This window comes from Bifidobacterium tibiigranuli (assembly GCF_009371885.1).
In the GTDB taxonomy this organism is placed as follows: Bacteria; Actinomycetota; Actinomycetes; order Actinomycetales; family Bifidobacteriaceae; genus Bifidobacterium; species Bifidobacterium tibiigranuli.
In genome coordinates, this window is the sequence record NZ_QLZA01000004.1 from 90253 (window position 1) to 113459 (window position 23207).

17 protein-coding genes and 1 pseudogene are annotated in these 23207 nt (G+C 61.2%); 5 read left to right on the forward strand and 13 right to left on the reverse strand.

Annotated elements, in window-relative coordinates:
- Positions 1 to 188: 188 nt before the first annotated feature.
- Complete coding sequence (locus DDF78_RS11955; protein WP_202613203.1) at positions 189 to 3329, forward strand: cation-translocating P-type ATPase; 3141 nt, start codon at positions 189 to 191, stop codon at positions 3327 to 3329.
- Positions 3330 to 3504: 175 nt separating this feature from the next.
- Positions 3505 to 4956: an NADP-dependent phosphogluconate dehydrogenase gene (gene gnd / locus DDF78_RS04525; protein WP_152580561.1), complete on the forward strand. Its 1452-nt coding sequence runs from the start codon at positions 3505 to 3507 to the stop codon at positions 4954 to 4956.
- 236 nt (positions 4957 to 5192) lie between these two features.
- On the opposite strand, the gene DDF78_RS04530 is transcribed toward gnd, so the two are convergent.
- From DDF78_RS04530 to DDF78_RS04590, 13 genes are all read right to left on the reverse strand, one after another.
- Positions 5193 to 6029, reverse strand: a complete 837-nt coding sequence (locus tag DDF78_RS04530) for a zeta toxin family protein (protein ID WP_152580562.1) — start codon at positions 6027 to 6029, stop codon at positions 5193 to 5195.
- Complete coding sequence (locus tag DDF78_RS04535; RefSeq protein WP_152580563.1) at positions 6029 to 6304, reverse strand: hypothetical protein; 276 nt, start codon at positions 6302 to 6304, stop codon at positions 6029 to 6031. Before DDF78_RS04535 ends, DDF78_RS04530 begins: the two co-directional genes overlap by 1 nt.
- A gap of 478 nt (positions 6305 to 6782) precedes the next feature.
- Positions 6783 to 7052, reverse strand: coding sequence for a BrnA antitoxin family protein (locus DDF78_RS04540; protein WP_162000696.1), 270 nt, complete (start codon positions 7050 to 7052; stop codon positions 6783 to 6785).
- Entirely contained in the window at positions 7027 to 7308 is a 282-nt protein-coding gene (locus DDF78_RS04545; RefSeq protein ID WP_162000697.1) for a BrnT family toxin, read from the reverse strand. The genes DDF78_RS04540 and DDF78_RS04545 overlap by 26 nt, the downstream gene beginning before the upstream one ends.
- A 197-nt stretch (positions 7309 to 7505) precedes the next feature.
- Positions 7506 to 8852 carry a CobW family GTP-binding protein gene (locus tag DDF78_RS04550; protein ID WP_152580566.1) on the reverse strand — a complete coding sequence of 449 codons (1347 nt, stop codon included), beginning with the start codon at positions 8850 to 8852 and terminating at the stop codon, positions 7506 to 7508.
- A 122-nt stretch (positions 8853 to 8974) separates the two neighbouring features.
- Positions 8975 to 9790 (reverse strand): 6-phosphogluconolactonase, encoded by an 816-nt coding sequence (gene pgl, locus DDF78_RS04555; protein WP_152580567.1) that lies wholly within the window; start codon positions 9788 to 9790, stop codon positions 8975 to 8977.
- A gap of 238 nt (positions 9791 to 10028) precedes the next feature.
- On the reverse strand, positions 10029 to 10964 hold the full coding sequence (locus DDF78_RS04560) for a glucose-6-phosphate dehydrogenase assembly protein OpcA (protein ID WP_152580568.1): 936 nt from the start codon (positions 10962 to 10964) through the stop codon (positions 10029 to 10031).
- Positions 10961 to 12508: a glucose-6-phosphate dehydrogenase gene (gene zwf, locus DDF78_RS04565; protein ID WP_415481940.1), complete on the reverse strand. Its 1548-nt coding sequence runs from the start codon at positions 12506 to 12508 to the stop codon at positions 10961 to 10963. The genes DDF78_RS04560 and zwf overlap by 4 nt, the downstream gene beginning before the upstream one ends.
- 247 nt (positions 12509 to 12755) lie before the next feature.
- Complete coding sequence (locus DDF78_RS04570) at positions 12756 to 13568, reverse strand: amino acid ABC transporter ATP-binding protein (protein WP_152580570.1); 813 nt, start codon at positions 13566 to 13568, stop codon at positions 12756 to 12758.
- Positions 13568 to 15847, reverse strand: coding sequence for an ABC transporter substrate-binding protein/permease (locus tag DDF78_RS12100; RefSeq protein ID WP_237564546.1), 2280 nt, complete (start codon positions 15845 to 15847; stop codon positions 13568 to 13570). Before DDF78_RS12100 ends, DDF78_RS04570 begins: the two co-directional genes overlap by 1 nt.
- Positions 15848 to 16039: 192 nt before the next feature.
- Positions 16040 to 17443 carry an amidohydrolase family protein gene (locus DDF78_RS04580; RefSeq protein WP_202613204.1) on the reverse strand — a complete coding sequence of 468 codons (1404 nt, stop codon included), beginning with the start codon at positions 17441 to 17443 and terminating at the stop codon, positions 16040 to 16042.
- A 170-nt stretch (positions 17444 to 17613) separates the two neighbouring features.
- Positions 17614 to 18714: a sensor histidine kinase gene (locus DDF78_RS04585; RefSeq protein WP_152580571.1), complete on the reverse strand. Its 1101-nt coding sequence runs from the start codon at positions 18712 to 18714 to the stop codon at positions 17614 to 17616.
- Positions 18711 to 19463 (reverse strand): response regulator transcription factor, encoded by a 753-nt coding sequence (locus DDF78_RS04590; protein ID WP_202613205.1) that lies wholly within the window; start codon positions 19461 to 19463, stop codon positions 18711 to 18713. The genes DDF78_RS04585 and DDF78_RS04590 overlap by 4 nt, the downstream gene beginning before the upstream one ends.
- Before the next feature lie 333 nt (positions 19464 to 19796).
- Between DDF78_RS04590 and DDF78_RS04595 the strand changes: the two genes are divergently transcribed.
- The 3 genes and pseudogenes from DDF78_RS04595 (at position 19797) to DDF78_RS04605 (ending at position 23033) form a co-directional block, all read left to right on the forward strand.
- Complete coding sequence (locus DDF78_RS04595; RefSeq protein WP_162000698.1) at positions 19797 to 20522, forward strand: phosphatase PAP2 family protein; 726 nt, start codon at positions 19797 to 19799, stop codon at positions 20520 to 20522.
- A 790-nt stretch (positions 20523 to 21312) separates the two neighbouring features.
- Positions 21313 to 22050: pseudogene (locus DDF78_RS04600) on the forward strand (ABC transporter ATP-binding protein); the annotation flags it as partial.
- 104 nt (positions 22051 to 22154) lie between these two features.
- Positions 22155 to 23033, forward strand: a complete 879-nt coding sequence (locus DDF78_RS04605) for an ABC transporter permease (protein ID WP_152580574.1) — start codon at positions 22155 to 22157, stop codon at positions 23031 to 23033.
- The last annotated feature ends 174 nt before the right edge of the window (positions 23034 to 23207 follow it).

The window sequence follows — 23207 nt, forward strand, 5'->3', positions numbered from 1 at the left end:
TCGCCAAGCGTGACAAGCGCGGATAACCGAGCGGGTGCGCCGTCGTCGCCTTCGCCTACGCGGCTCGTTGTATATTGTACCGCTGTATTCCGCAGCTGTTCCTTGGCGAAACCGGCGGGCGGCGACTACCATATTTTGGTAAGGGGCGTCGGCAATGTGGGGGCGCTCGCAAGGAAAGCTGTGCCAGGATGAAAACGCTTACCGCAAGGGCTTCCGGCTATTCGATGGACGAAATCAGCGCGCTGGATGCCGAGGATGTGTATCAGGCGCTGAAAACGGGCGAAGACGGCCTGTCGCAGTCGCAAGCGGAAATCCTGCTTGCCAGCCACGGCAAGAATGTGATTGAAGAAGAGAAGAAGACGCCGGTCATATTCGTCTTTCTGCGCTGTTTCACGCACTTGATGGCGCTGCTGCTGTGGGCGGCGGGGGCCGTCGCGTTTCTGGCGAATATGCGCGAGCTGGGGATTGCCGTGTGGATGGTCAACATCATCAACGGCGTGTTCAGTTTCTGGCAGGAGTACAAGGCGGGCAAGGCGGCCGAAGCGCTGCGCAAGATGCTGCCGCAGTATGCCACGGTGATTCGCGAGGAGCAGGAGTGCAAGGTTCCCGCCGAGGAGCTGGTGCCCGGCGACGTGTTCGTGCTCGAAGAAGGCGACAGCATTTCCGCTGACGCCCGGCTCGTACAGTGCAGCGATTTGCAGGTGAATCAGTCCACGCTGAACGGCGAGTCGACGCCGGTGCGCAAGAGTGCGGCGGCGATTGACGCGGATGCCGCAGCGGGCCAGCCTGCCGCGCAGATTCCCAATCTTGTGTTCGCCGGTACTTCGGTCGTGCGGGGCAATGCCCGCGCGGTGGTCGTGTACACCGGCATGAACACGAAATTTGGCACCATCGCGCGGCTTACCCAGAACGTCGAGGACACGGGCAGCCCGCTGCAGCATGAGCTCAACCGGCTGACTCGGCAGATCACGATTCTTGCCATGTGCATCGGGGCTGTGTTCTTCACGCTTGATGTGGTGTTCGTTCACAGTCAGCTCGCCGTGGCGTTCATCTTCGCACTCGGCATGATGGTGGCGTTCATCCCCGAAGGACTGCTGCCGACGGTCACGCTGGCGCTTGCGATGGCCGTGCAGCGCATGAGCAAACGCAATGCGCTCGTCAAGAAGCTGTCGAGTGTGGAATCGCTCGGCTCCACGTCGGTCATCTGCACCGACAAGACCGGCACGCTGACGCAGAACGAGATGACGGTCGAATACCTGTGGACGCCTGATCGGGAATACCAGGTGACCGGAGGCGGATACGCGCCGCAGGGCGAGATTCGCAGCGACGGCCGCCGCTGGCTGGCCACGGATGACGAGGGCCTGCGCCGACTTGTGACCGCTGCGGCGCTGTGCAATGATGCGCGGCTGGGGTCGGCTGTAGGGCCGGTTGCGGAGCCGGTTGCGGATGGTGCGGCGGCGAGCGATGGCGAAGATGACAGTAACAAGACCGGTAGGAACACTGCCAAAATCTACGCCGATGCCACTATCAAAGCTGGTGTTGCAGCTGGTAATAATGACGACAAAACCGCCTCCGCCCGTAGGCAGGTGTACGGCGACCCGACCGAAGCCTGCTTGCTGGTGGCGTGCGAGAAGGCGGGCCTGAGCCCCGAGCGCGAGGCGAAGCGGATGCAGCGCAGGCGCGAGCTGCCCTTCGACTCGCAGCGCAAACGGATGACTGTCATTTGCGAAGATGCCGAGGGTGACGCAGATAATAAAGACGATAATGATAGCGACGGCGCAGGGCTGGTCGCGTTCACCAAGGGCGCGCCGAATGAGATTGTTGCGCTTGCCACCCGTGTGCGCATTGGCGGCAAGGATGTCGCGATGAGCGACGAGCAGCGCGCCGCGATTATGGCTGCGAACGACGCTTACGCCGACCGGGGGCTGCGCGTGCTGGCAGTGGCCTGCCGCGCGGTGAGCGAGCAGGAAGTGCTTGGCAATGACAGATACAGTGGGAAAAGCAACAATCGCAACGCTGCCACTGCTGCCGCCAATGACACCACCGCCAACATCCCCGACTCCGCCGCACTCTGCACGCCCGAACGCATCGAACGAGACCTGACCTTCCTAGGCCTCGAAGTCATGGTGGACCCGCCGCGCCCCGAGGTCGCGCAGGCCGTGCAGACCTGCCATCGCGCGGGAATCCGCATCATCATGATCACTGGCGACTACGGGCGCACTGCCTTGGCGATCGCCCGCCGCATCGGCATCGTGCGCGACAAGCATGCCCGCGTCGTCTCCGGCACCGAGCTTGAGGCGATGAGCGACGACGAGCTCACGGCGGCCCTGCGCGGAGAGATCATCTTCGCGCGCATGGCCCCGGAGCAGAAGCTGCGCATCGTCGGCTGCCTGCAGGATATGGGCGATATCGTGGCTGTCACGGGAGATGGCGTCAACGACGCGCCCGCGCTCAAGAAGGCCGATGTCGGCGTGGCGATGGGCATCACTGGCACCGATGTGGCGAAGGAGGCGGCGGACATCATCCTGACCGACGACAACTTCGCCTCGATCGTAGATGCCATCGAGGAAGGTCGCGCGGTGTACGCGAATATCCGGCGCTTCCTGCTCTATATTCTCAACTCGAACGTGCCCGAAGCCGTGCCGAGCGCAGTCTACCTGTTCTCCGGCGGCCTCGTGCCACTGCCGATGACGACGATGCAGATTCTGACCATCGACCTGGGCACCGATATGATTCCGGCGTTGGGCCTGGGCACCGAGCCGCCCGAGGACGACATCATGCGCCAGCCGCCGCGCAATCCGAACGAGCGGCTGCTCAACCGTGCCATCGTGCTCAAGGCCTTCTTCTGGTACGGGCTGCTGGGCACGGTGGCGTCGATGCTCGGCTACTTCTTCGTCAACATGCTCAATGGTTGGCCCGGCGTGCCGCTGGCGGGGCTGGGCAACGACCTCGACCCGGTGTATGTGGCGGCGACCACGATGACGCTCGCCGCAATCGTCTTCGCGCAGATCGGCATGGTCTGGAATTGCCGCAGCGACACGCGCTCGGTGTTCGCGATTGGGCCGTTCTCGAACAAGACCATCACCATCGGCATCGTGGTCGAAATCGTGCTGATTCTGGCGATTATCAACGTGTCGATACTGCAAGGCGTGTTCCATACCGCGCCGCTGCGTGGTGCGGAGTACCTGTATCTGGTGGTGATTCCAGCCGTGGTCGTAGGGCTTGAGGAATTGCGTAGGCTTATCGTCAGGCGCGTGGGTGCCAATGCGGGTACCGACGCGGACGCCAGCGCAAGCGTCAGTGCAGGTGTCGACGCGGATGGTGCGTAACCGCGTTCCAACGTAACTGCGTCCTTGCGCGGACGCACCCGCGCGACTTGTGTGAATGATATCTCACTGCCCAGCGTGAATCGTGGCCGCGCGGGTGCAGGGCGGGGGATAGACTGAAAAGCGTTGTGATCATGCGCTTGCGTGGCAGGCGCAATCGACTCGAAAGGCGAGGCATATGGCCGAGGCAACAGCAAACATCGGAGTTATCGGGCTGGCAGCTATGGGCTCCAACCTGGCGCGCAATCTGGCGCATCACGGCAACACCGTGGCTCTGTACAACCGTCATTATGACCGCACGGAAAAGCTCATGGCCGAGCATGGCAGCGAAGGTAAGTTCGTGCCGTCCAAGACGGTCGAGGAGTTCGTCGCGTCGCTGAGCAAGCCGCGCACCGCCATCATCATGGTCAAGGCCGGCGCGCCGACCGACGCGGTGATCAACGAGCTGGCCGATGCGATGGAGCCGGGCGACATCATCGTCGACGGCGGCAACTCCTACTTCATGGACACGATCCGGCGCGAGAAGGACATCCGCGCGCGCGGTTTCCACTATGTGGGCTGCGGCGTCTCGGGCGGCGAAGAGGGCGCGCTCAACGGCCCGTCCATGATGCCCGGAGGCACTGAGGAATCCTGGCAGACGCTTGGGCCGATCTTGAAGTCCATCGCGGCGGTCGCCGAGGGCGAGCCCTGCGTGACCCACATCGGCGAGAACGGCGCGGGCCATTTCGTCAAGATGGTGCACAACGGCATCGAATACGCCGACATGCAGCTGATTGCTGAAAGCTACGACCTCATGCGCCGCGGCCTGGGCCTTGAGCCGGGCGAGATCGCCGACGTGTTCGGCCAGTGGAACACCACCGAACTCAACTCCTACCTCATCGAGATCACGGCCGAAGTGCTGCACCAGAGTGATGCGAAGACCGGCAAGCCGCTCGTGGACCTCATCGTCGACCACGCGGGCATGAAGGGCACCGGCACCTGGACCGTGCAGACCGCCCTGTCGCTGGCCATCCCGGTCACCGGCATCGCCGAGGCGGTGTTCGCCCGTGGCCTGTCCAGCCAGGCCGAGCAGCGCGAGGAGGCCGCCAAGCAGCAGCTGACCGGCCCCAGCGGCTCGCTGGATATCCCCGCCGACGAGCGCGAGGCCTTCATCGAGGACATCCGCCATGCGCTCTACGCCTCGAAGATCGTCGCCTACGCGCAGGGCTTCGACGAGATCAACGCCGGCGCGAAGGAATATGACTGGAATATCGATCTGGCCGCCGTCGCCCGCATCTGGCGCGGCGGGTGCATCATCCGCGCGCAATTCTTGAATGTCGTCTCTGATGCCTTCGAGTCCGGCGAGGCCAACGTCTCGCTGCTCTTCGCGCCGTACTTCAAGACCGCCATCGAGGAGGCGCAGGAGTCCTGGCGTCGTGTCGTGGCGCGCGCGGCCACCTACGGCATCCCGGTCCCGGCCTTCTCCAGCTCGCTGTCGTACTACGACGGCCTGCGCTCGAAGCGCCTGCCCGCCGCCCTCATCCAGGGCCAGCGCGACTTCTTCGGCGCGCACACCTACGGCCGCGTCGACACCCCCGGCGCCTTCCACACCCTGTGGGCCGAAGACGGCCGCCCCGAGATCGAGGCGTAGCGGGTCTCGCCCTCGCGCCCGCTCTCGTTTGGGCACGATACATTCTGCACCTCCTCAGCGTACGTTTTGCTACACGCTGAGGAGGTGCGTATCGGAAAACGTACACTGACTGGCGCTTATTGTACGTTTTCCAATACGGGGCTGTGGAACGTGCGGAAAAACGTACGTTGCGGCGGTTCATAGTTACCTAGTAGTTGCCTATAGTTGACCAAATAGTTGCCCAACGGCATAGGTTTTCAGTGCGCCGAGGCAGCAACCCCCGCATAAACGTCTCGCAGCTTCGTCTGCCCGGGATGCTCGTGCAGGAACTGTTCGATATGGCTGCAATCGTCGGCCCATTGCTGCTGTTGGTCGGGTGGGATGGCGTCGAAGCGCTGGCCTTGTCGAATCGCTTGCAGGGCTGGCGATGTTGCTGCGCTACGGTTTGCGGCATTGACATCGGTGTCATACAGAGTTTCGCCAGCGCGATCAATAACCGTGACATGGTCGATATTGCCCTTGCTGATTTGATCTGCTAACGTGCGCGGCAACTGTTCCACAGCCTCGTCATGTGCCGCAGCGCCAACCCAACGTCCTTCTCCCTGACTCTCCACCTGACCTACATATCGGATTAACGTGCCCATGAGACTCAATTGCGGCGGCGTCGCCACGATGGTCACTTCGGTACGGTATCCAGAGTCCCTGAACTGGGTCAATGTGTACTCGTTGGCTTGTGGATGGCGCATCGTCGTCTCGATGACCAGACTGCGATGCTTGCGCCGCAGCCAATTCAGACTCATCTCGACCCAGCGTCCTGAAGCTTGTGCAGTCGCCTCGGGCATATGCAATGGGCCGTTTTCCATCAATGTCTCATAGGACGGATGGAATCTTCGAAAGTTGTCTCCGACAATGGCGACGGCACCGTTGTGCGCCTCGCGCGCATCCTCAACCGTGCGTGTCTTGCCTGCTCCGGGTTGTGCGGCCACCATAGCGAGGGTCGGCGAGGTCTCGACGACAGCCAACCGAAAATTAGCAGCGATTTGCTCTTCGAATATTTCCGTGAGTTGCGCCTCGTTCAGCTCGTAATTCTGCACTACGCTGCCATTCGCCGATGATGAGCCGATGGATTCATGATGGCGTTGAGTCTATCGGCGAACTCCGCTGTTTTTGTCTTAACGGCATTCACATTATAACGATCGACCTGATCCGCCTCCTGCTGGACGCCTCTATCGGCGGCGAAGAATGCCTCACGTTCCGCATCGGTTTTGGACTGGCGCGCCAGCGATATATACTTCCCGCCAAGACGTATGGCACTTTCGCGCATCACGTCGTAAATCATTGGATCGTAGTCGTAGAGCTTCTTATCCATGATGGCCTCCTGTAATCACGCTTCTTCCATCATTCCACATCGCCCATGAAGACGGTGTGAAAGCGCGCTGCCTGTCTGTATCGCCCAACGTAGATTTTTCATATGCGGTTTGATGGCGCTTGCTGTTCCACGGCATAGGAACAACAAGCGCTACAACCCCACTTGCAGGAATAGCTCACAGCCCTTGCCGGACAATGTGTAATAAATTGGCCTGGCGCCGTGCGCACTGATGAGCCCATCCGATTCCAGTTTTCGTGTGGGCTAATCACTGATATCGGATATTTTCCACTGTTGAAGCTCTCGTGATCTACTGCTAAAGGCGGTTTTCGTCAAAATCAGGCTATAGAGATTTCAAAACCACCTAGCGACGGCGTCCGTCTGCGTACTGCGGGCCGACTCAGGTCTTAGCGCAGGTGTCAGTGAACATCGGTGAGAACCTTGGCGGATTTCGATTTTGCAGAGGCTTTTTCCTTAGAGCCTATTTCGTCAGAAGCTGCTTTTCGACCGAACCGCGCAGAACCTCGTTCATAAGCGTCTGATATTTCGCGCCGTGCTCCTTCGCATATCGCCGGAAATACGACACCACGTCGCTGTCGACGTTGAGCGTGATCCGCTCCTTCTTTGAGCGCGCCAGCACCTCGTCCAGTGACATGAACAGATTGTTCTTCTCCGCGTCCGCGACCGCCTCGGCGACATCCGCCGGCGCGTCCTCATACATCACTTCATTGCTGTTGCTGATGCTTTTCATAGATGCTCCTTTCCTTCCGGTAATATCCTGCACTGATGATTCGGATGGTGTCATCGCGTATCGTGTAGGTCACTGTCGCGACATTCTCACCGATCTTTCCAATCGCGTGGTAGCGTATCTCGGTTTTGGTCGAATGCTTCTCATCGGGTGCATGAAGCGCGTCGCTGTCGTTGAAGACCTTCGTAGCATCACGAAAATCGATATGGTGCTTCGCGATGTTCGCGCGATTCTTGTTCTCGTCCCATCCGAATCTCACGCTCTTATAATACATACTTTTATATGTATAAGCAAGAGGCTCGATGGAATGCATGGCAGTTTTGGTGGCACATCGGTCGTGTTTCTTTTCCACTCTGGCACTTCCAGCTAAAGCTTTTCAATCTGCGCAATATGCGACGAAAAGTTTTTAGACTAGGGAATCTTACTGTTTGCTGTGCAGTTGCAGCCTGAAACCGCCTAACGACGGCGTCCGTCTGCGTACTGCGGGCCGACAGTGAGCGTTTGCTGCGGCCAGGGGTCGTCGAACTTTTCGCCGCGCTGCCAGGCGGCTACCTCGTCTGGCGTGCACAGGCACTCTTGGAGCCGGGCGAGGAATGCCCGCGTATCGGCTTCTTCTCCCAGCAGGGTGATACTCGTGCGGCGATCGCCGAAAACCGGGTCGATTGCGTTGACTTCACGGGTGAGCCCCGCTATCTCGACGGGCAGCAGACGCCGTTGCATAGGGCCCTCTCCGGGCGTTGACTCGCCGAGTTCGGCGCGGCGTTCGCGCTGCAGAACGCCAGCCTTCCAGTAGCCGAAGAACCCAAGATCCACGCCGCCAGCTGCCTGATTCCACAGCAGCACTTTGTCGTCGCGGGTGGGAATCCATGTCATGCCCTTGCTGCGATAGAGCGTCTGCGGCAGTGCGGTCGTGTAGGCGTCCCATAGCCGCTGGGGGTGGAAGGGCCGCGGATCGTCAAGCACCAGCGAGACCAGCCGCCCGGTCTCGGGATGCGCAGTGTCAAACGCTTCGATCTCACGTCCGAGCTGCCGAACCCGGTCCAGCGGGAAACGTGGCTGCTGCAGCACCGTGTCGAGTTGCACGCTGCCGAAGCGCACGCCGATGATGCCGGCGAAGGGATTCAGTTCGTGCAGCGCCGCCGCCGTGCGCGTGACCTGTTCGGGCTGCAGTTTGTCGAGTTTGGTCAGGTAGATTTCAGAGGCGAACATCACCTGCTCGGCAATCAGGGTTTCGACGCCGAGCGTTCCGGCATCGAGCTGCCGGCCCACTTGCACCGCGATCGACTCGCCATAGTCGAAATCGTCGCGGAGCATCGCTGCGTCGACAAGCGAGAGAAAACCGTGCAGCTGCAGTCGCGGATGATTGGTGAGCGCCTTGATCAAGGGCCAAGGCCGGGTGCTTCCCGAAGTCTCGATGAAGATGTGCTCGACATCGCACGTATCGAGCATGGTCTCAGCTATGCCGATCAGCTTGGGCAGCAGCTCGTCGCTGTGCACGCTGCCCCCGCTGATGCTGGCGAAATTGCCTTGCTGCTCGCTCACAATCTCGGTTTCCTCGACGACAATGCCATCGACATCGAGCGAACTCATGTCGTTGACGATCACGGCGGGACACAGGCGCGGCGTGCGCTTCCCGGCCTGCAGCAGCAAGTTCTGCAGCATGGTGGTCTTGCCTGAGCCGAGAAAGCCGTTCAGCACGGTAATCGGAACAGGCCGACTTTGGGCATTGTGCTGCGCACGTTTGCGCGGATCTCCACTGCGGGAATTTCCGCTGTGTGAAGAGGACTTCTTATTGCGAACCATTTGCAATATGATACGCGCCTATTCTGCGCGCAGTCAATAGCCCTGTCTTTGGTCCTAAGCTCGCTGGCCGCGAACTCGATGACCTCGAAGCTGAATCGAAATTTCTCCGTCTGTACGACTGCTTACAGCACCTTCGCGACGGCATCGGCCGTGGTGAACCAGATGAATTCCTCGGTGCCGGCGGCAAATGACGAGGGGTAGGAGGGGTTGTCGGGCTTGGCGAAGACCTGCGCGATGGCGTCGGCTTTGGCGGCTCCGGCGGTGAAGAACCAAGTGCGGCGGCTGCGGGCCAGCAGCGGTGCGGTAAGCGAAAGCCGCAGCGGGGGCATCTTTGGCGAATGATTGACTCCGACAACGAGTCGATCGGTGATATTGACTTCGGTGTGGCCGGGGAACAGCGAGGCGTAATGCCCGTCCGGGCCCATGCCGAGGATCAGCAGATCGAACACCGGCTGCTCGCCGAGTTCGGCTACGAGTTCCTGCTCATACTGCTGCGCGGCAGCATCCAACAGAGCATCGTTAGCTGTGTCATCGCCCGCGTCGCTGGCAGCGGCATCGGCGGCAGCCTGCTTGGGGGAGCGGGTGTCGGCGGGCATCTCGTGGATATTCGCCGCAGGAAGGCGACCATCGCTGACCAGCGCATCCAGGAACCTGCGTCGGGCCTGCAAGGCGTTGCGGTCCTCGTCATCGGCGGCGACGAAGCGCTCGTCGCCCCACCAGATATGGACGCGCGACCAGTCGATAACCTGCGTCAGCGGATTCGAGGCCATATAGCTCAAGGCTTTCAGGCTGTCAGAGCCGCCGGTGAGCGCGAGGTCGAAGCGCTCGGCCTGCGGCTGTGCACTGAGCGTGTCGAGTATCGCGAGCAAAGTGCGTTGCGCCCCAGCCTGGGCGATGGTGTCGCCGTCGCGATACACCACGAGTTGACGTTCGGCCATGGTAATTCTCCCCTTTAGGATATTGAACTCGTTGTCTTGCATAGATTATCTCGAAGCTGCTGCTTTGAAACGCCGCTCAAGCGTCGACCATACGTCAATCATGCGCCAACGCATCAATCGCATATCAACGCGTCACGTATGCGAATGGCCGCGAACCGACAAACGCGGCCGCAGCCATTCGCATACGCACAAGCCAAGCACTCGGCTTAAGCCAGCTATGCCGAGCTATCAGCCTTGCCTAGCTGTACATCAAATCCCAGCCGGAGCTGATGACCTCGGTGTAGACCTCATCGGGCTCAAGACGGCGCAATTCCTCGCTCAGGCAATCCTCGTCGGTGCGGATGGGCATCGAAATCGGCTGCAGCGCCTGATTCGGCTGCCGCACGACCGTCTGATCCTCGGCGGGCCGTTCGAGCGAAACCACGCCGTCCTCGCGGGTCAGATACACGCCGGTTATCGCGACCGCATCTTCCACGATTTCCAGCTCCACCGGCACATCGAGCCGTAGGCGCAGCCAGGCGCGCAGCAGATCGAGTGACAGGAAGTTCTTCGGGCCGCTCACCTTGGCCTTGAGAATCGGCAGGTACGGCGGCTGGTCAAGCATCGAGGCGAGCATCGCGCGCCAGACCGTCAGTCGCGTCCACGACAGATCGACGTCCTCGGCGCACAGATTGCGTCGCAGTCGCTCCATCGTCGCCTCCGGATTGTCGGAGTTTGCAGCATCGGTAATGCGGCTGCGAGCCATTGCGCCGAGCAAATCCTTCGCAGGATTGGCGGGCGGGTTGGTCGGCCACCACGCCACGATGGGCGCGTCGGGCACGAGCAGCGGAATCACGAGCGTGTCCTGATGGCGAATCAGGCCGTTGCGCGGGTGCAGAATGATGATCTCGCCAGCGCCGGCGTCCGCGCCGAAGCGCACCTGGGCGTTGAGGTTCGAATCGTCCTCCTGCGGGTTGATGTCGGAAGCAGTGTCCGGCACGATGGCGATGACGCGGCACGGATGCTCGCGGCTGGCCGCATTCGCGACTTCCAACGCATGCTCGAGATCGGCGGTTTCCGTGGAGATGAGCAGCGTGAGCACGCGGCCGGTTGCGGCCTCGCCGCGCTCGTCGTGCAGCTCGTCAATCTTGCGGGCGATCTCGCTGGTGTGGGTGTTGGGCATATCGATGATCATGGCATCCTCCAATAACGCCCTTCGCGGGCCAGCATCTCATCCGCTTCGGCCGGACCCCAAGTGCCCGAGCGATACGACTGCGGACGGCCCTGGGTGGACCAGAATTCTTCAATCGGGTCGAGGATCTTCCAGCTGAGGTTGACCTCCTCGGTGGTCGGGAACAGCGGCGGGTCGCCGAGCAGCACGTCGAGTATCAGGCGTTCGTAGGCCTCCGGCGAGCTCTCGGTGAAGGAACGGCCGTAGCTGAAGTCCATCGACACGTCGCGCAGCTCCATCGAGGAGCCGCCCGGCACCTTGGAGCCAAAGCGCATGGTCACGCCCTCATCAGGCTGCACGCGGATGACGATGGCGTTCTTGCCCAGCTCCTGCACCGCCGTGTTCTCGAACGGCAGGTGCGGGGCGCGCTTGAAGACGACCGCGATTTCGGTGACGCGCTTGCCCAGGCGCTTACCGGTGCGCAGATAGAAAGGCACGCCAGCCCAGCGGCGCGTGTCCACATCGAGGCGGATGGCCGCGTAGGTTTCGGTGATGCTGTCGGGCGAGACGCCCTTCTCATCGAAGTAGCCGCCGACGCGAGTGGAACCCTGCCAGCCTTCGGAGTACTGCCCGCGTGCGGTGTTCGCCGCGAGATCCTTGGGCAGTCGAACAGCGGAAAGCACCTTGGATTTCTCCGTGGCCAAGTCGTCGGCCGAGAAGCTCACCGGCTCCTCCATGGCGGTCAGGGCCATGAGCTGCAGCAGGTGGTTCTGGATCACATCGCGCGCGGCGCCGATGCCGTCATAGTATCCGGCGCGCCCGCCGATGCCGATGTCCTCGGCCATCGTGATCTGCACATGATCAACGTAATTCGAATTCCAGATCGGTTCGTACATCGTGTTCGCGAAGCGCAGCGCGAGCAGGTTCTGCACGGTTTCCTTGCCGAGGTAATGGTCGATGCGGAAGACCGAGCTGGGGTCGAAGACCTCGGAGACCACGCGGTCGAGCTCCTTGGCACTAGCCAAGTCGCGGCCGAAGGGCTTCTCGATGATGACCCTGCGCCATGCGCCCTCGCCCGATTTCGACAGGCCGGAGGCGGCGAGTTGCTTGGAAACGACGGGGAAGGCGCTCGGCGGCACGGACATGTAGAACGCGTGATTGCCGCGCGTGCCACGGTCGCGGTCAAGCTCCTGCACGGTGTCGCTCAGGCGCGTGAAGGCCTCGGCGTCGTCGAAGGTGCCCTGCACGAAGCGGATGCCCTTGGCGAGGTTCTCCCAGGTGGAGTCCTTGAATGGGGTGCGCGAGCGTTTTTCAACGGCGGCTTTGACGAAGTCGATGAAATTCTCGTTGGTCCAGTCGCGGCGGGCGAAGCCGATGAGGCTGAAGCTCGGCGGCAGCAGGCCGCGATTGGCCAGATCGTAGATGGCGGGAAGCAGCTTTTTCTGAGCCAGATCACCGGTGACGCCGAAGATCACGAGACTGCATGGGCCGGCGATGCGCGGCAGACGCAGGTCGCGCGGATCGCGCAGCGGATTGACCCAGGATGTGGAATCGTTCATAGTGACCATAGTAGTGTCGTCACGTTTCATTGGCACGGCTGTATCGCCACTAACGATACGGAATTGCGTGTATGAAATATCACACTTGGGCGCACTTGGGCCGCATTGAGGTCGCAAACGTCACAATTCCCGCATTACCTTGACTCTTATGCGGGAGTTGTGTCATATAACTGCCGGAATACGTCACAAGGCCCGCACCACCTTCGTGATAGTGCGGGAATTGTAACGGTTCAACCAGATTGCAGCCAGCCCTCTCTTACAGCACCTTCGAAAGGAAGGACTTCAGGCGCTCGCTCTGGGGATTGCCGAAGATCTCGTCGGGGGTGCCTTCCTCGTCGATTACGCCGGCATCGGTGAAGATGACGCGGCTGGCGACTTCGCGCGCGAAGCCCATCTCGTGCGTCACCAGGATCATCGTCATGCCTCGTTCGGCCAGGCGCTCGATGACGCCGAGCACGTCGCCGACCATCTCCGGGTCGAGCGCCGAGGTGGCCTCGTCGAAGAGCATCACGGCCGGGTTCATCGCCAGCGCGCGGGCGATGGCGACGCGCTGCTTCTGACCGCCGGAAAGCGAGGCGGGCCGGGCGTCGATCTTCTCTTCGAGCCCGACGAGCTTGAGCAGCCGCAGCGCGGTCTCATGCGCCTCGGCCTTGGGAACCTTGCGCACCATGGTCGGCGCGAGTGTGATGTTCTCCTCGACGCTCATGTTGGGGAAGAGATTGAAGTGCTGGAAGACCATGCCGATCTGCTCGCGCACCTTGTCGATGTTGGTGGCCTTGTCGCCCAAATCGTGCCCGTTGACGACGATGCTGCCCGAGGTGGGGGTCTCAAGGCCGTTCAAACAGCGCAGCAGCGTCGATTTTCCCGCGCCAGAAGGTCCGATGATGCAGACCACTTCGCCCTTCGTGACGGTCAGATCGATGCCTTTGAGTACCTCGGTGCTGCCGAAGTTCTTGCGCAGGTCGTGCGCGTCGACGACGATTTCGGCGGCATCGGTTGTGGTGGTGACGGTGGTTGCCGGGGCCACAGCGGTTGCAGTAAGACCGGTGGCAGGTGTTGTTGCGTTCATTACTTGTTCAGCCTCCTATCGGCGATATTCGCGACCCAAGTGAGCAGCGTGATCGCCACGAAGTAGATGATGCCGACCATCAGCAGCGTCTCGGTGACGCGGAAGTTGGAGGCGTAGAGCTGCTGCGCCTGGTAAAGCAGGTCAGCGAAGCCGATGGTCAGCAGCAGCGAGGAATCCTTGAGCATGATGACCAGCTGGTTGATGATCGACGGCGTGCCGATCTTCACGGCCTGCGGCAGCACGACCTTGCGCAGAGTCTGGCTGCTGGTCATGCCAAGCGAACGCGCGCCTTCGGTCTGGCCGATATCGACCGACTGGATCGCGCCGCGGATGATCTCGGTCAGGTACGAGCCCGAGTTGAGCGAGAGCGTGAGCAGGCCGGATATCCACAGCCAGTTGGGCAGCGAATGCCCCACGAGCTGCGGGATGCCGAAGTAGAAGAAGAAGGCCCAGACCAGCACCGGCGTGCCGCGGAACACTGCTACATAGATCTTGGCAATCCAGCCCAGCACCTTGTTCGTGCCTACGCGCATCAGGCCGAAGCCCAGGCCGAGAATCAGCGCGATGATGAATGACAGCGCCGTGATGATAAGCGTATTGCGCAAACCGGTCATCAGCGCGGGGAAGGACTGCTTGGCCAGGTCCCAGAAGCTCGTCTTCTTAACGGTTTTCACCGCATTGGTGTCTGCGGATGCGGAAGCGTTATTGCCAAGGTATCGCGTGAGAATCTTGTCATACTGTCCGGAATCCCGCAGCTCCTTAAGACCGACGTTGAAGGCCGCCAGCAGCTCAGGGTTCTTGCCTTTGTTCACCGCGAAGCCGTAGGAGCCCTCGGGCACCTTGGGCGTCACGGCCTTGAGGCCGTTGTTCTGCGAGATGCCGTAGGCCAGCACCGGGTAGTCATCGAAGACGGCGGCGGCGTTGCCGGACTTGACCATCTCATACATGGTGGCAGACTGGTCGACGGATTTCACGGTGAAGCCGTATTTGCCGGCGACGGATTTGGCGTAGCTTTCGCCCTCGGAGCCGGTTTTCGCAGTGACGGTTTTGCCTTTGAGATCAGCGTATTTCGTAATGCTGGTGTCGTTCTTCGCCACCGCCATCTGCACGCCCGACTGGAAGTATGGGTCGGAGAAGTCGTAGATCTGCTTGCGTTCGTCGGTGATGGACATGCCGGCGATGACGGCGTTCGCCTGGTTGGAGCTCAGCGCCTGCAGCGCGGCGTTGAAGCCGAGCGACTGGATGTCGATGTCGAAGCCCTGCGACTTCGCGACGGCGTTGACGATATCCATATCGATGCCGACGAGTTTGCCGCCTTCGCGGAATTCAAAGGGCGCGAAGGTCGTGTCGGTGGCGATCGTGTAGTGCTTGCCTTTGGCCTGCTTGGCCAGCGCCTTGGTCGCATCGGTGACCGTGGATTCGCTGCCTGCAGCTGCCGTGCTAGAGGCGGCAGCCTTGGTGGAGCTCGTGCCGCCGGTGTACTTGGCGACGATCTTGTCGTATTCGCCGTTCGCGCGCAGCTCCTTGAGACCATCGTTGAAGGCCTTGAGCAGCGCCGCGTTCTTGCCTTTGTTCACTGCGAAGCCGTAGGAGCCGACCGGATGCGGCTCACCGACGGTTTTCAGCCCGTTGTTCTGCGAGATGCCGTAGGCCATCACCGGATAATCATCCACGGCGGCCGCCACATTGTGAGATTTCACGAGTTCGACAAGCGTGGCCGACTGATCGACCGATTTGACCGTGAAGCCATACTGCTCGGCGATCGACTTGGCCCAGATCTCGCTTTGCGTGCCGGTTTTGACGGCTACCGACTTGCCTTTGAGATCGCCCAGCGAGTTGATGCTGTTGTCGTTCTTGTTGACGGCGAACGTGAGCTGCGAATCGTAGTACGGGTCGGAGAAGTCGTAGATCTGCTTGCGTTCGTCGGTGATGGACATGCCGGCGATGACGGCGTCCGCCTGATTGGAGTTCAGCGCCTGCAGGGCCGCGGCGAAGCCGAGCGACTGGATGTTGACGTTGAAGCCCTCGTTCTTCGCGATGGTTCTGATCAGGTCCATATCAATGCCGACGAGCTTGCCGCCCTGACGGAATTCGAACGGCGCGTAGGTCGTGTCGGTGGCGATGGTGAATGTCTTGCCAGCCACCGCCGGATCCTGCGCCGCCGCAGCCGGCTGAGCGCTCGCGCCGGCCAGCCCCGCGAAGGCCAGAACCGCTGCGAGCAGCGCGGCAAGCCGCGTCAGCCGCCCGTTGTTCATAATATTGCGCAATCGCATATGCATGCGCTGTCCCTTCTTCTGTAGCTCGCTGCGAATCGGCCCAAGCCGTCTCTCAAGCTGTTTCTCAAGCTGTCTTGAACTGACTTAAACCGCGCGAGTTCGTGCTCCCACACTGTTGTGGAGTGCTGTTTGGAACCTATGGTGCATGCGTTACGAACATGTTACGTAATGGTGTACAAGGTGATGATTTGTCTTCTACACCTCCGGGAAGGGCAGCGGCACCTCCCGCCCGGCGACGAAACGATGGGTGATGCTGCGGTCGTCGCCGGTGTAGATGTAGCGTTCGAGGCGCTCCTGCGGGGAGAGGCTGAGCGGGTTGTCGTCTTCGCGGATGACGAGCGCGTCGAAATCATAGCCTGGCTCGAAAGAGCCGACTCGGCCGAAGAAGGCGCCGCCGGCTTTGGTGGCCATGGAGAAGGCTTCGGGCAGGCGCAGCGGGTGCTCGCCCTGATGCCCGGGCAGCATGCTGAGCATTTTCGACGCTTCGATCGACTGCACGATGTGGTGATTGATGTCGGGCACATGGCCGGCTCCGACATCGCTCGCAATGCTGATGTTCAGGCCGTAGTCGAGGTCGCGGCGCACCGGCATGATGCCGCTGGTGAGATTCATATTCGACTGCGCGCAATGCGCCAGGTACACGCGGCGCGCCTTGAGCAGCGCGCGCTCGCGTTCGCTCGTATGCACGCAGTGGGCCATGATCGTCCTGCCCTCGGGCATGAGGCCGTAATGCTCGTAGACTTCGGCATAACTAGGAATGTCCGGATGCAGCTCGCGCACCCAGTCGATCTCGCCCAGGTTCTCATCCAGATGCGACTGCACCGGCAGCTCGTAGCGCTCGGCCAGCTCGCCCAGGCCCTGCATCAGCTCGGGCGTGGTGGAGGGCACGAAGCGCGGCGTGATGATGAAGCCGATGTCAGGCGTGAGCTCACGGGACTTCTCGATAAGCTCCTGCGTGGTGGCGAGGCTGTCGTCGGTGCTTTCGATGAGGGTTTCGGGCGCGTTGCGGTCCATGTTGACCTTGCCGATGACCGGGCGCAGTCCCGATTGCTGGCTCAGACGCATCAATTCTAGCGTGGACTGCGCGTGCAGCGTCGCAAACGCGCTGAATCGCAGAGTTCCTACGGACCAAAGCTTGTTGAGGAAGCGCTTGTACCAGCGCTGCGTTATCTCCGGGTCAGCGAAATTCGCCTCGGCCGGGAAGGTGTAGCGCTCAAGCCAGGGGAGCAGCTCGTAATCGAAGCCCAGCCCGGCCATCGGATACTGCGGCGCGTGGATGTGCAGGTCGTTGAATCCTGGGATGATGAGCGAGCCGCCGTAGTCCGTCACTGGCAGGTTCGCGTATTCGTTTGGCAGGTCTGACGTGATGCGCTGCACCGTGCCGTTGGCGACGATGATGTAGCCGTCTTCGCATACTTCGAAGGCATCCGGCGTGGGGGTGTGCAGGATATCGCCCTTGATGATGCGGATGGAGACGGATGCATCAGTGTCGATATTGATGCCGGCGTGTGCATCGGCGGTGATGGATGCAGCGGCGTCAGCGCCGTTCTGGCTGTTCTGGTCGTCCTGATGCATGCTGTGCTGAGCGGTGGTGTCCATAAAAGTCAATCCTCGTTTCTTGTCGTCTGTTGTGCGTTCCGAGCGCCGCCCGCGCGGTCCGCCCGACGCTATGCCGTAAAGCTGAAAATCAGATGTCCAAAAGCTGGGAAAGAAGGTATCACACGCATGTGTTGTGCTGGAAAATCGCGGGTTGTTCGTGAATGAGACGACTATCGCTGCCCATTCATCAGTGGGATGGTGATGCGCATGGTGGTGCCTTGATCGCTGGTCTGCGCCACATCGATCCAGCCGTTGTAACGCATGGCGATGTCGCGGGCCAGGGCGAGTCCAAGGCCGTAGCCCTGATGCGAGGAGCCGGAATCGGCGCGGGAGAAGCGCTGGAAGAGTCGTTCGGGGTCGCTGCCGATGCCCTCGCCGTGGTCACGCACGAGAATCTCGGCCTGATTCACCTTCGTTGCGTGTTCCTTCCAACTGAAGCCGTTCTCGTTCGCCGCATCGGCTGCGCCGCTTGTACTGTTTGCGTCGATTGGGCTTTCTGCATTGCCCACCTGCACGCGCACGTCGATGGAGGAGCCGCGCGGCGAATGAGCGATGGCGTTGTCCAACACGGCGACGATGCACCGCTCGATGCCGGTTTCACCGCCGCGCACGATGATCGGATGCTCAGGAGCATCGAAATCGATGCGGACCGCCGCCTTGTCGGCCAGCAGCGCGACCGAATGAGTCGCGCGTTGGGCCGCTGCGATGATATCGGTGGGAACATTCTGCTGGGCGCCCTGGGCCGCGAGCAGCAGATCATTGATCACGCTGTCCATGCGGGAAACGTCGTCGCGCAGGTCATTGATGACCGGGTCCAGCGGCTTACCCTGTTGCAGCCGATGGTCGAGCAGCTCGGTGCGGGCGCCGATGACCGCGAGCGGCGTTTTGAGCTCATGGCTGGCATCGGCCACGAAATTGCGCTGCAGCCGAAGTGCCTCCTGCATGGGGCGAATCTCCTGGCGGGAGAAGAACCAGCCGACCGCCCCGGCGGCGAGGATGATGCCGAGAGCGAAGATCACGATGAGCAGCAGCGCCTTGCGGCTGTCGATAACCGAGGCTCCTTGGAACGCGGCCGGCAGATTCACGTCGTTGGGATTGATGTCGTGCTCGCTGAGTTCGCGCCGCGACCCCCAGATGACGCCGATGATAAGCAGAATCGCACCGATGAAGGTAATGACGCTCATCGTCAGCACGATGCGCAGGCTGATCGACCATGACGCCTTGTTGCCGGTGAGCGGGCCTGTAGCCGCGCCCTGCCTACGCCCGCTCACTGCTCTGGCCTTCCCAGGACGTACCCCTTCCCGCGCACCGTGAGGATAATATCCCGGGTCGTTTTCTGGCGGATGTACGACACATAGGTGTCCACCGTGCCCTCAACCGCGTCGGGCCGGAAGGCGGTGCCCAGCAGCTCGGCGCGGCTGAACACATGATCGGGCGAATCGCACATCACCTTGAGCAAGGCCGCTTCGGCGGCGGTGAGCGGCACCAGATCGCCCTGCGGACTTTCCGCCATGGCGGTATGCGCGTGGAACACCCAGTCGCCAATGCCGTACGAATCGCCGCGCTCGGCGTCATACCCGCGCAGCATGGCCCGCAGCCGGGCGTCCAATTCCTTGAAGCTGAACGGCTTCGTAAGATAGTCGTTCGCTCCGCCATTGAGGCCGTCGACGATGTCCTCGACCGCGCCCAGCGCGGTGAGCATCAGCACCGGCGTGGTGACGCCGCTGGCCCGCAGCGAGCGCACGAGTTCCAGGCCATCCATGTCGGGCAGCCGCCGGTCGACAATGGCTACGGCGAAGGAGCCAGCCGCAAAGCGCGACTTCGCCTGAGCGCCCGACGTCACCCATTCCACGCGATAGTCGTCGTCAAGCAGCTCCTTGGTGATCTGCCCCAGCCGCTCGTCGTCTTCCAGCAGCAACAGCCGTGGCTGCAGCAGCTTCGCCGGGTCGTTCAGGGCGTATGAAGTCATCTGCTGCGCATCGTCTGTCATCGTTCTCGTCCCATTACGTGAGTCTGCCATGTATAGCAAGTATAGAAACATTAGTGATTCCATCATGCCAGCAGCATGCTGAGCGAATGCTAAGGAATCCGGTGCTGCAAGCTCACACTTTTTGGATTCATCTGAAAAAGTGTGAGTGAAACGAACATACACCATGATACCTTTTCGGCAGCTCAATGGCTGAATATCAATGATGTGGCAAAAATAGGTCGAACATAATTTGTTCATTTGGCTCACACTTTTTCGAGCGAGTTCAAAAAGTGTGAGTCGAATATGGTGTGGAAGGTGAATGCCAGCAATATTCTTAGTGAACATTAAGGGTTGTGACCCCATACTGGCGACGTGATGAATGTGATGAATACGTTGAATGCATCGAATGACGTGCTGGGCAATCTGCGCCGCCGCGCCGCGCGCCCTGCTATCCGGCTGCTGTTGATTGCCACGCTTGCTGTTCTGATCGCGGTTGTGCCGCTTGGCCTGATACTCAAGCACAGCGCCTCGGACTACACAGCGGAGATGGCGATGCTTGCGGAGATTCGGCGGGCGCCCACTTGGCTCGTGGCGGCTTCGCAGGGTATCGCCACGGTATATGCGCCGCTGGTCATGGGCCCGGTGATGGCTGTGCTCGTCGGAGCGTTGCTGTGGCAGTCTCGCAATATGCGAGCGGCGGTGTGCGCGGCGCTAGTCGCTGCGCTGCCCCTCGCGGTGACCTTCGCCGTCAAGCTGATTGTGCGGCGCAATCGACCGGCCACACCCTTGGGTGCGCTGGCCCACGACCCGAGTTTTCCCAGCGGCCATGTCGCCACTGCGGTGGCGCTGAGCGCTCTGCTGCTCGTCATCATGCACATGCGTGCCAGTGCGCGCGCGGCGCACGGCGTCGAATCCTCGTCGCGCGGCCAATGGGCGGCGAAGATCCTTATCGTCATTCTCGTGTTGCTGCCCTTCGTGGTCGCCGTCTCGCGGCTCATCCTCGGCGTACACTACCCGACCGACGTCCTCACCTCGCTGGTGCTGGGCTCGCTGATCAGCGCCAGTGCCTACTGCCTGTCCGCCCCGGAGGATGTCATGCAGGTCGCATAGCTGACGTGTCCCGTTCCGTGGGGGAGGCGGCTTTCCGTGGGGAGGCGACCTGCATTAAGGTAGGAGCTCCGACTCACGATTCGCGCGTCGCTGCCTATTTTTGCGCGTCGTGGCGTGGACGCATCACGACGTGTGCATGTATCTACGTTGTGTGTGGCGTTAATTTGACCTTGCGGAGGTCTATCTGCGTTGTGTGTGGCGCTATTTCGAAGAGACCCGAGTATCAGACGTTCCAAAACCGCCATTTTCAGCCAGCACTACTCGGGGTGTCACAGATTTAACGCCACACACAACGCAGATAGACCCCCGCAGCACCCCAATAACGCTACACATAACGTAGATAGCCGGTTTGTGAGGCCTTGGTGTCTCGCCGACTCTTCAACTTTTGAGGGGTTGGGTCGATTGCTCTGCGTTGCGGCTATGCCGGAGGTGCATTGCCTCGTTGCGTGGAATTCCAGCTCTGAGCGGAAATCGCGGGGCGAGCGGCACAAGCAAATCCGACGGGCGTCCAAGCGACTTGCTAAGAATTCGCTGAGAATCGCCGTCGAATTGGCAGGGGCGGCGGCTCCGTAGCATTGTTCTTATGACTTCAACGACAGTACCTCCTGCTGCTATCAGGCTCGTGGTCGAGCATGCGAGCTGCCGAGTTCCGCAGCATACGGCTGACGCTCATGCGTCGCACCATGACAGGGCGCATGCGCTGCACCAATTCCGGCTGCCGCGACTGCTAAGTAGGCAGCATGTTGAACATGGTGAAGCCAGCGTCAAGAACGCCGCTGCCGAGATCAACATCGTTGCTACCGAGACTGACTCGGTTACCGAGACCAATACGGTTGCCGAAGCCAAAACGGACGACCGCACAACCATCTTCCATGATCTCGCATTCGAACTGCATGCTGGGCAAATCGTTGATTTCGTCGGGCCTTCGGGCTCGGGCAAAAGCACGCTGCTCAACGCAATCGCCCGTCTCAACCCATACGCTACAGCCGATATGACGCTTGATGGCGAAGCCGCCGCGAGCATGACTCCGGAGCGCTGGCGTCGGCTGGTGGCCTACGTGCCGCAGCGGCCGACGCTGATCGGTGACACTGTGCGCGAGGCCATCATGATGCCATATCGCCTGCGGGTGCATCAGCGCGCGGACGATAGTAGTCTGCCCGAAGAGCGCCGTCCGAGCGAAGAGACTCTGCGCCGCACGCTCGATGAGGTCGGCTGCGGCGACATCGAGCTTGACCGTCCGCCGCAGGAGCTTTCGGTGGGCCAGCAGGCGCGGGTCTGCCTACTGAGGACCCTGCTGACGGGGCCAAAGGTACTGCTCGCGGATGAGGTCGACGCTGGGCTGGACGACGAGAACGCCGACAAGGTGGGGCGAATGCTTGCCCACGCGGCGAGCAGGAATATGGCGATTATGCGCGTGCGACACCGTGCCGCCGACGGGCGGGCCGACCGTACGCTGCAGCTGCGCGACGGCGTGCTGAGCGAGGTGACCTTGACCCGCGAGGCGCAGCAGGACAATCCGAGCGAACCAGGTCTCGAACCCGCTCATACACAAGCCTCGCAGGCCGCACAAGCCTCGCAAATTCCGCAAACTTCACAGGCTTCACACAACGCGCAGGAAGACGAGGGCGCACGATGAGCATCGCAGCTATCGCAATCATTGCTGATGCATCCGCAACAACCACAGCAGCAGCCGCCGCTACCACGGCCACTGCAGCCGCCGCGCCTACCGCAGCGGGAAGCTACCCCATCGACATATGGGGCCTCGTCATAACCGTCGCCCTGGTTGCCATAGCGGCCGGGATGTCGATCGTCATGCGGCTGGGCGTCGGCCGGCAGATGCTGTGGGCGACGCTGCGCTCGCTGATTCAGCTGCTGGCGATGGGCTACATCATCAAATTCGTCATCGAGACGAATAATCCGTGGCTCGTATTCGCGCTCGTCGCAGTGATGATCCTTGCCGCCATCCAGATCACGCTGAGCCGCGCTTCCAACATCCCCAAAGGCTTGGCGCTGGATGTGTTCCTGACTCTGCTGGTCGGCGCGCTGCTGCAGTTCGTTTTCGCCACCCAGCTGATTGTCCGCCCGCACCCGTGGTACGCGCCGCAGATCGTGGTGACGATGACAGGCATGCTGCTGGGCAATATGGTCGCTGCGATAGCCGTGGCGATGAGCCGCTTCTTCGACGATATGGCCTCGCGCCGATATGAAATCGAGATGCTGCTCAGCCTCGGCGCCACGCCTTTCGAGGCCGCGAAGAGCTCGATCATCTCCTCGGTGAAGCTCGGCATGATTCCCACGATCTCGCAGCTGGCATCCAGCGGCATCGTGCTGATTCCGGGCATGATGGCCGGTCAGGTCATCGCCGGAGCCGACCCGCTGACCGCAGCCAAGTACCAGTTCGTGGTGCTGGCCATCATCAGCGCACTGACGCTGCTGGCTGATTCGCTGATCATGCTGCTCGTCTACCGCAAGCCGTTCACCGCGCTGCACCAATACGTTCAGAAGGCATAGCGTTTAGACAGCATAGCGTTTAGACGGCTGAGCATTCAGACAGCATAGCGTTCAGTTTTCACAGTATTCAACAGCATTCAGCCCCATAACCTCCCGATTTCTTAGCATCGGCTCAGCCGCAGCCAGTTAGCATGACCATTGTTATGCATAACGACGGGCTCACCGCATAGCACA

Bases quoted from the DNA above. Each gene is read 5' to 3' on its own strand.
- DDF78_RS11955 (WP_202613203.1), top strand. From the start codon at position 189: ATGAAAACGCTTACCGCAAGGGCTTCCGGCTATTCGATGGACGAAATC.
- gnd (WP_152580561.1), top strand. From the start codon at position 3,505: ATGGCCGAGGCAACAGCAAACATCGGAGTTATCGGGCTGGCAGCTATG.
- DDF78_RS04535 (WP_152580563.1), bottom strand. From the start codon at position 6,304: ATGGATAAGAAGCTCTACGACTACGATCCAATGATTTACGACGTGATG.
- DDF78_RS04540 (WP_162000696.1), bottom strand. From the start codon at position 7,052: ATGAAAAGCATCAGCAACAGCAATGAAGTGATGTATGAGGACGCGCCG.
- DDF78_RS04550 (WP_152580566.1), bottom strand. From the start codon at position 8,852: ATGGTTCGCAATAAGAAGTCCTCTTCACACAGCGGAAATTCCCGCAGT.
- pgl (WP_152580567.1), bottom strand. From the start codon at position 9,790: ATGGCCGAACGTCAACTCGTGGTGTATCGCGACGGCGACACCATCGCC.
- DDF78_RS04560 (WP_152580568.1), bottom strand. From the start codon at position 10,964: ATGATCATCGATATGCCCAACACCCACACCAGCGAGATCGCCCGCAAG.
- zwf (WP_415481940.1), bottom strand. From the start codon at position 12,508: ATGGTCACTATGAACGATTCCACATCCTGGGTCAATCCGCTGCGCGAT.
- DDF78_RS04570 (WP_152580570.1), bottom strand. From the start codon at position 13,568: ATGAACGCAACAACACCTGCCACCGGTCTTACTGCAACCGCTGTGGCC.
- DDF78_RS12100 (WP_237564546.1), bottom strand. From the start codon at position 15,847: ATGCATATGCGATTGCGCAATATTATGAACAACGGGCGGCTGACGCGG.
- DDF78_RS04580 (WP_202613204.1), bottom strand. From the start codon at position 17,443: ATGGACACCACCGCTCAGCACAGCATGCATCAGGACGACCAGAACAGC.
- DDF78_RS04590 (WP_202613205.1), bottom strand. From the start codon at position 19,463: ATGGCAGACTCACGTAATGGGACGAGAACGATGACAGACGATGCGCAG.
- DDF78_RS04595 (WP_162000698.1), top strand. From the start codon at position 19,797: ATGAATACGTTGAATGCATCGAATGACGTGCTGGGCAATCTGCGCCGC.
- DDF78_RS04605 (WP_152580574.1), top strand. From the start codon at position 22,155: ATGAGCATCGCAGCTATCGCAATCATTGCTGATGCATCCGCAACAACC.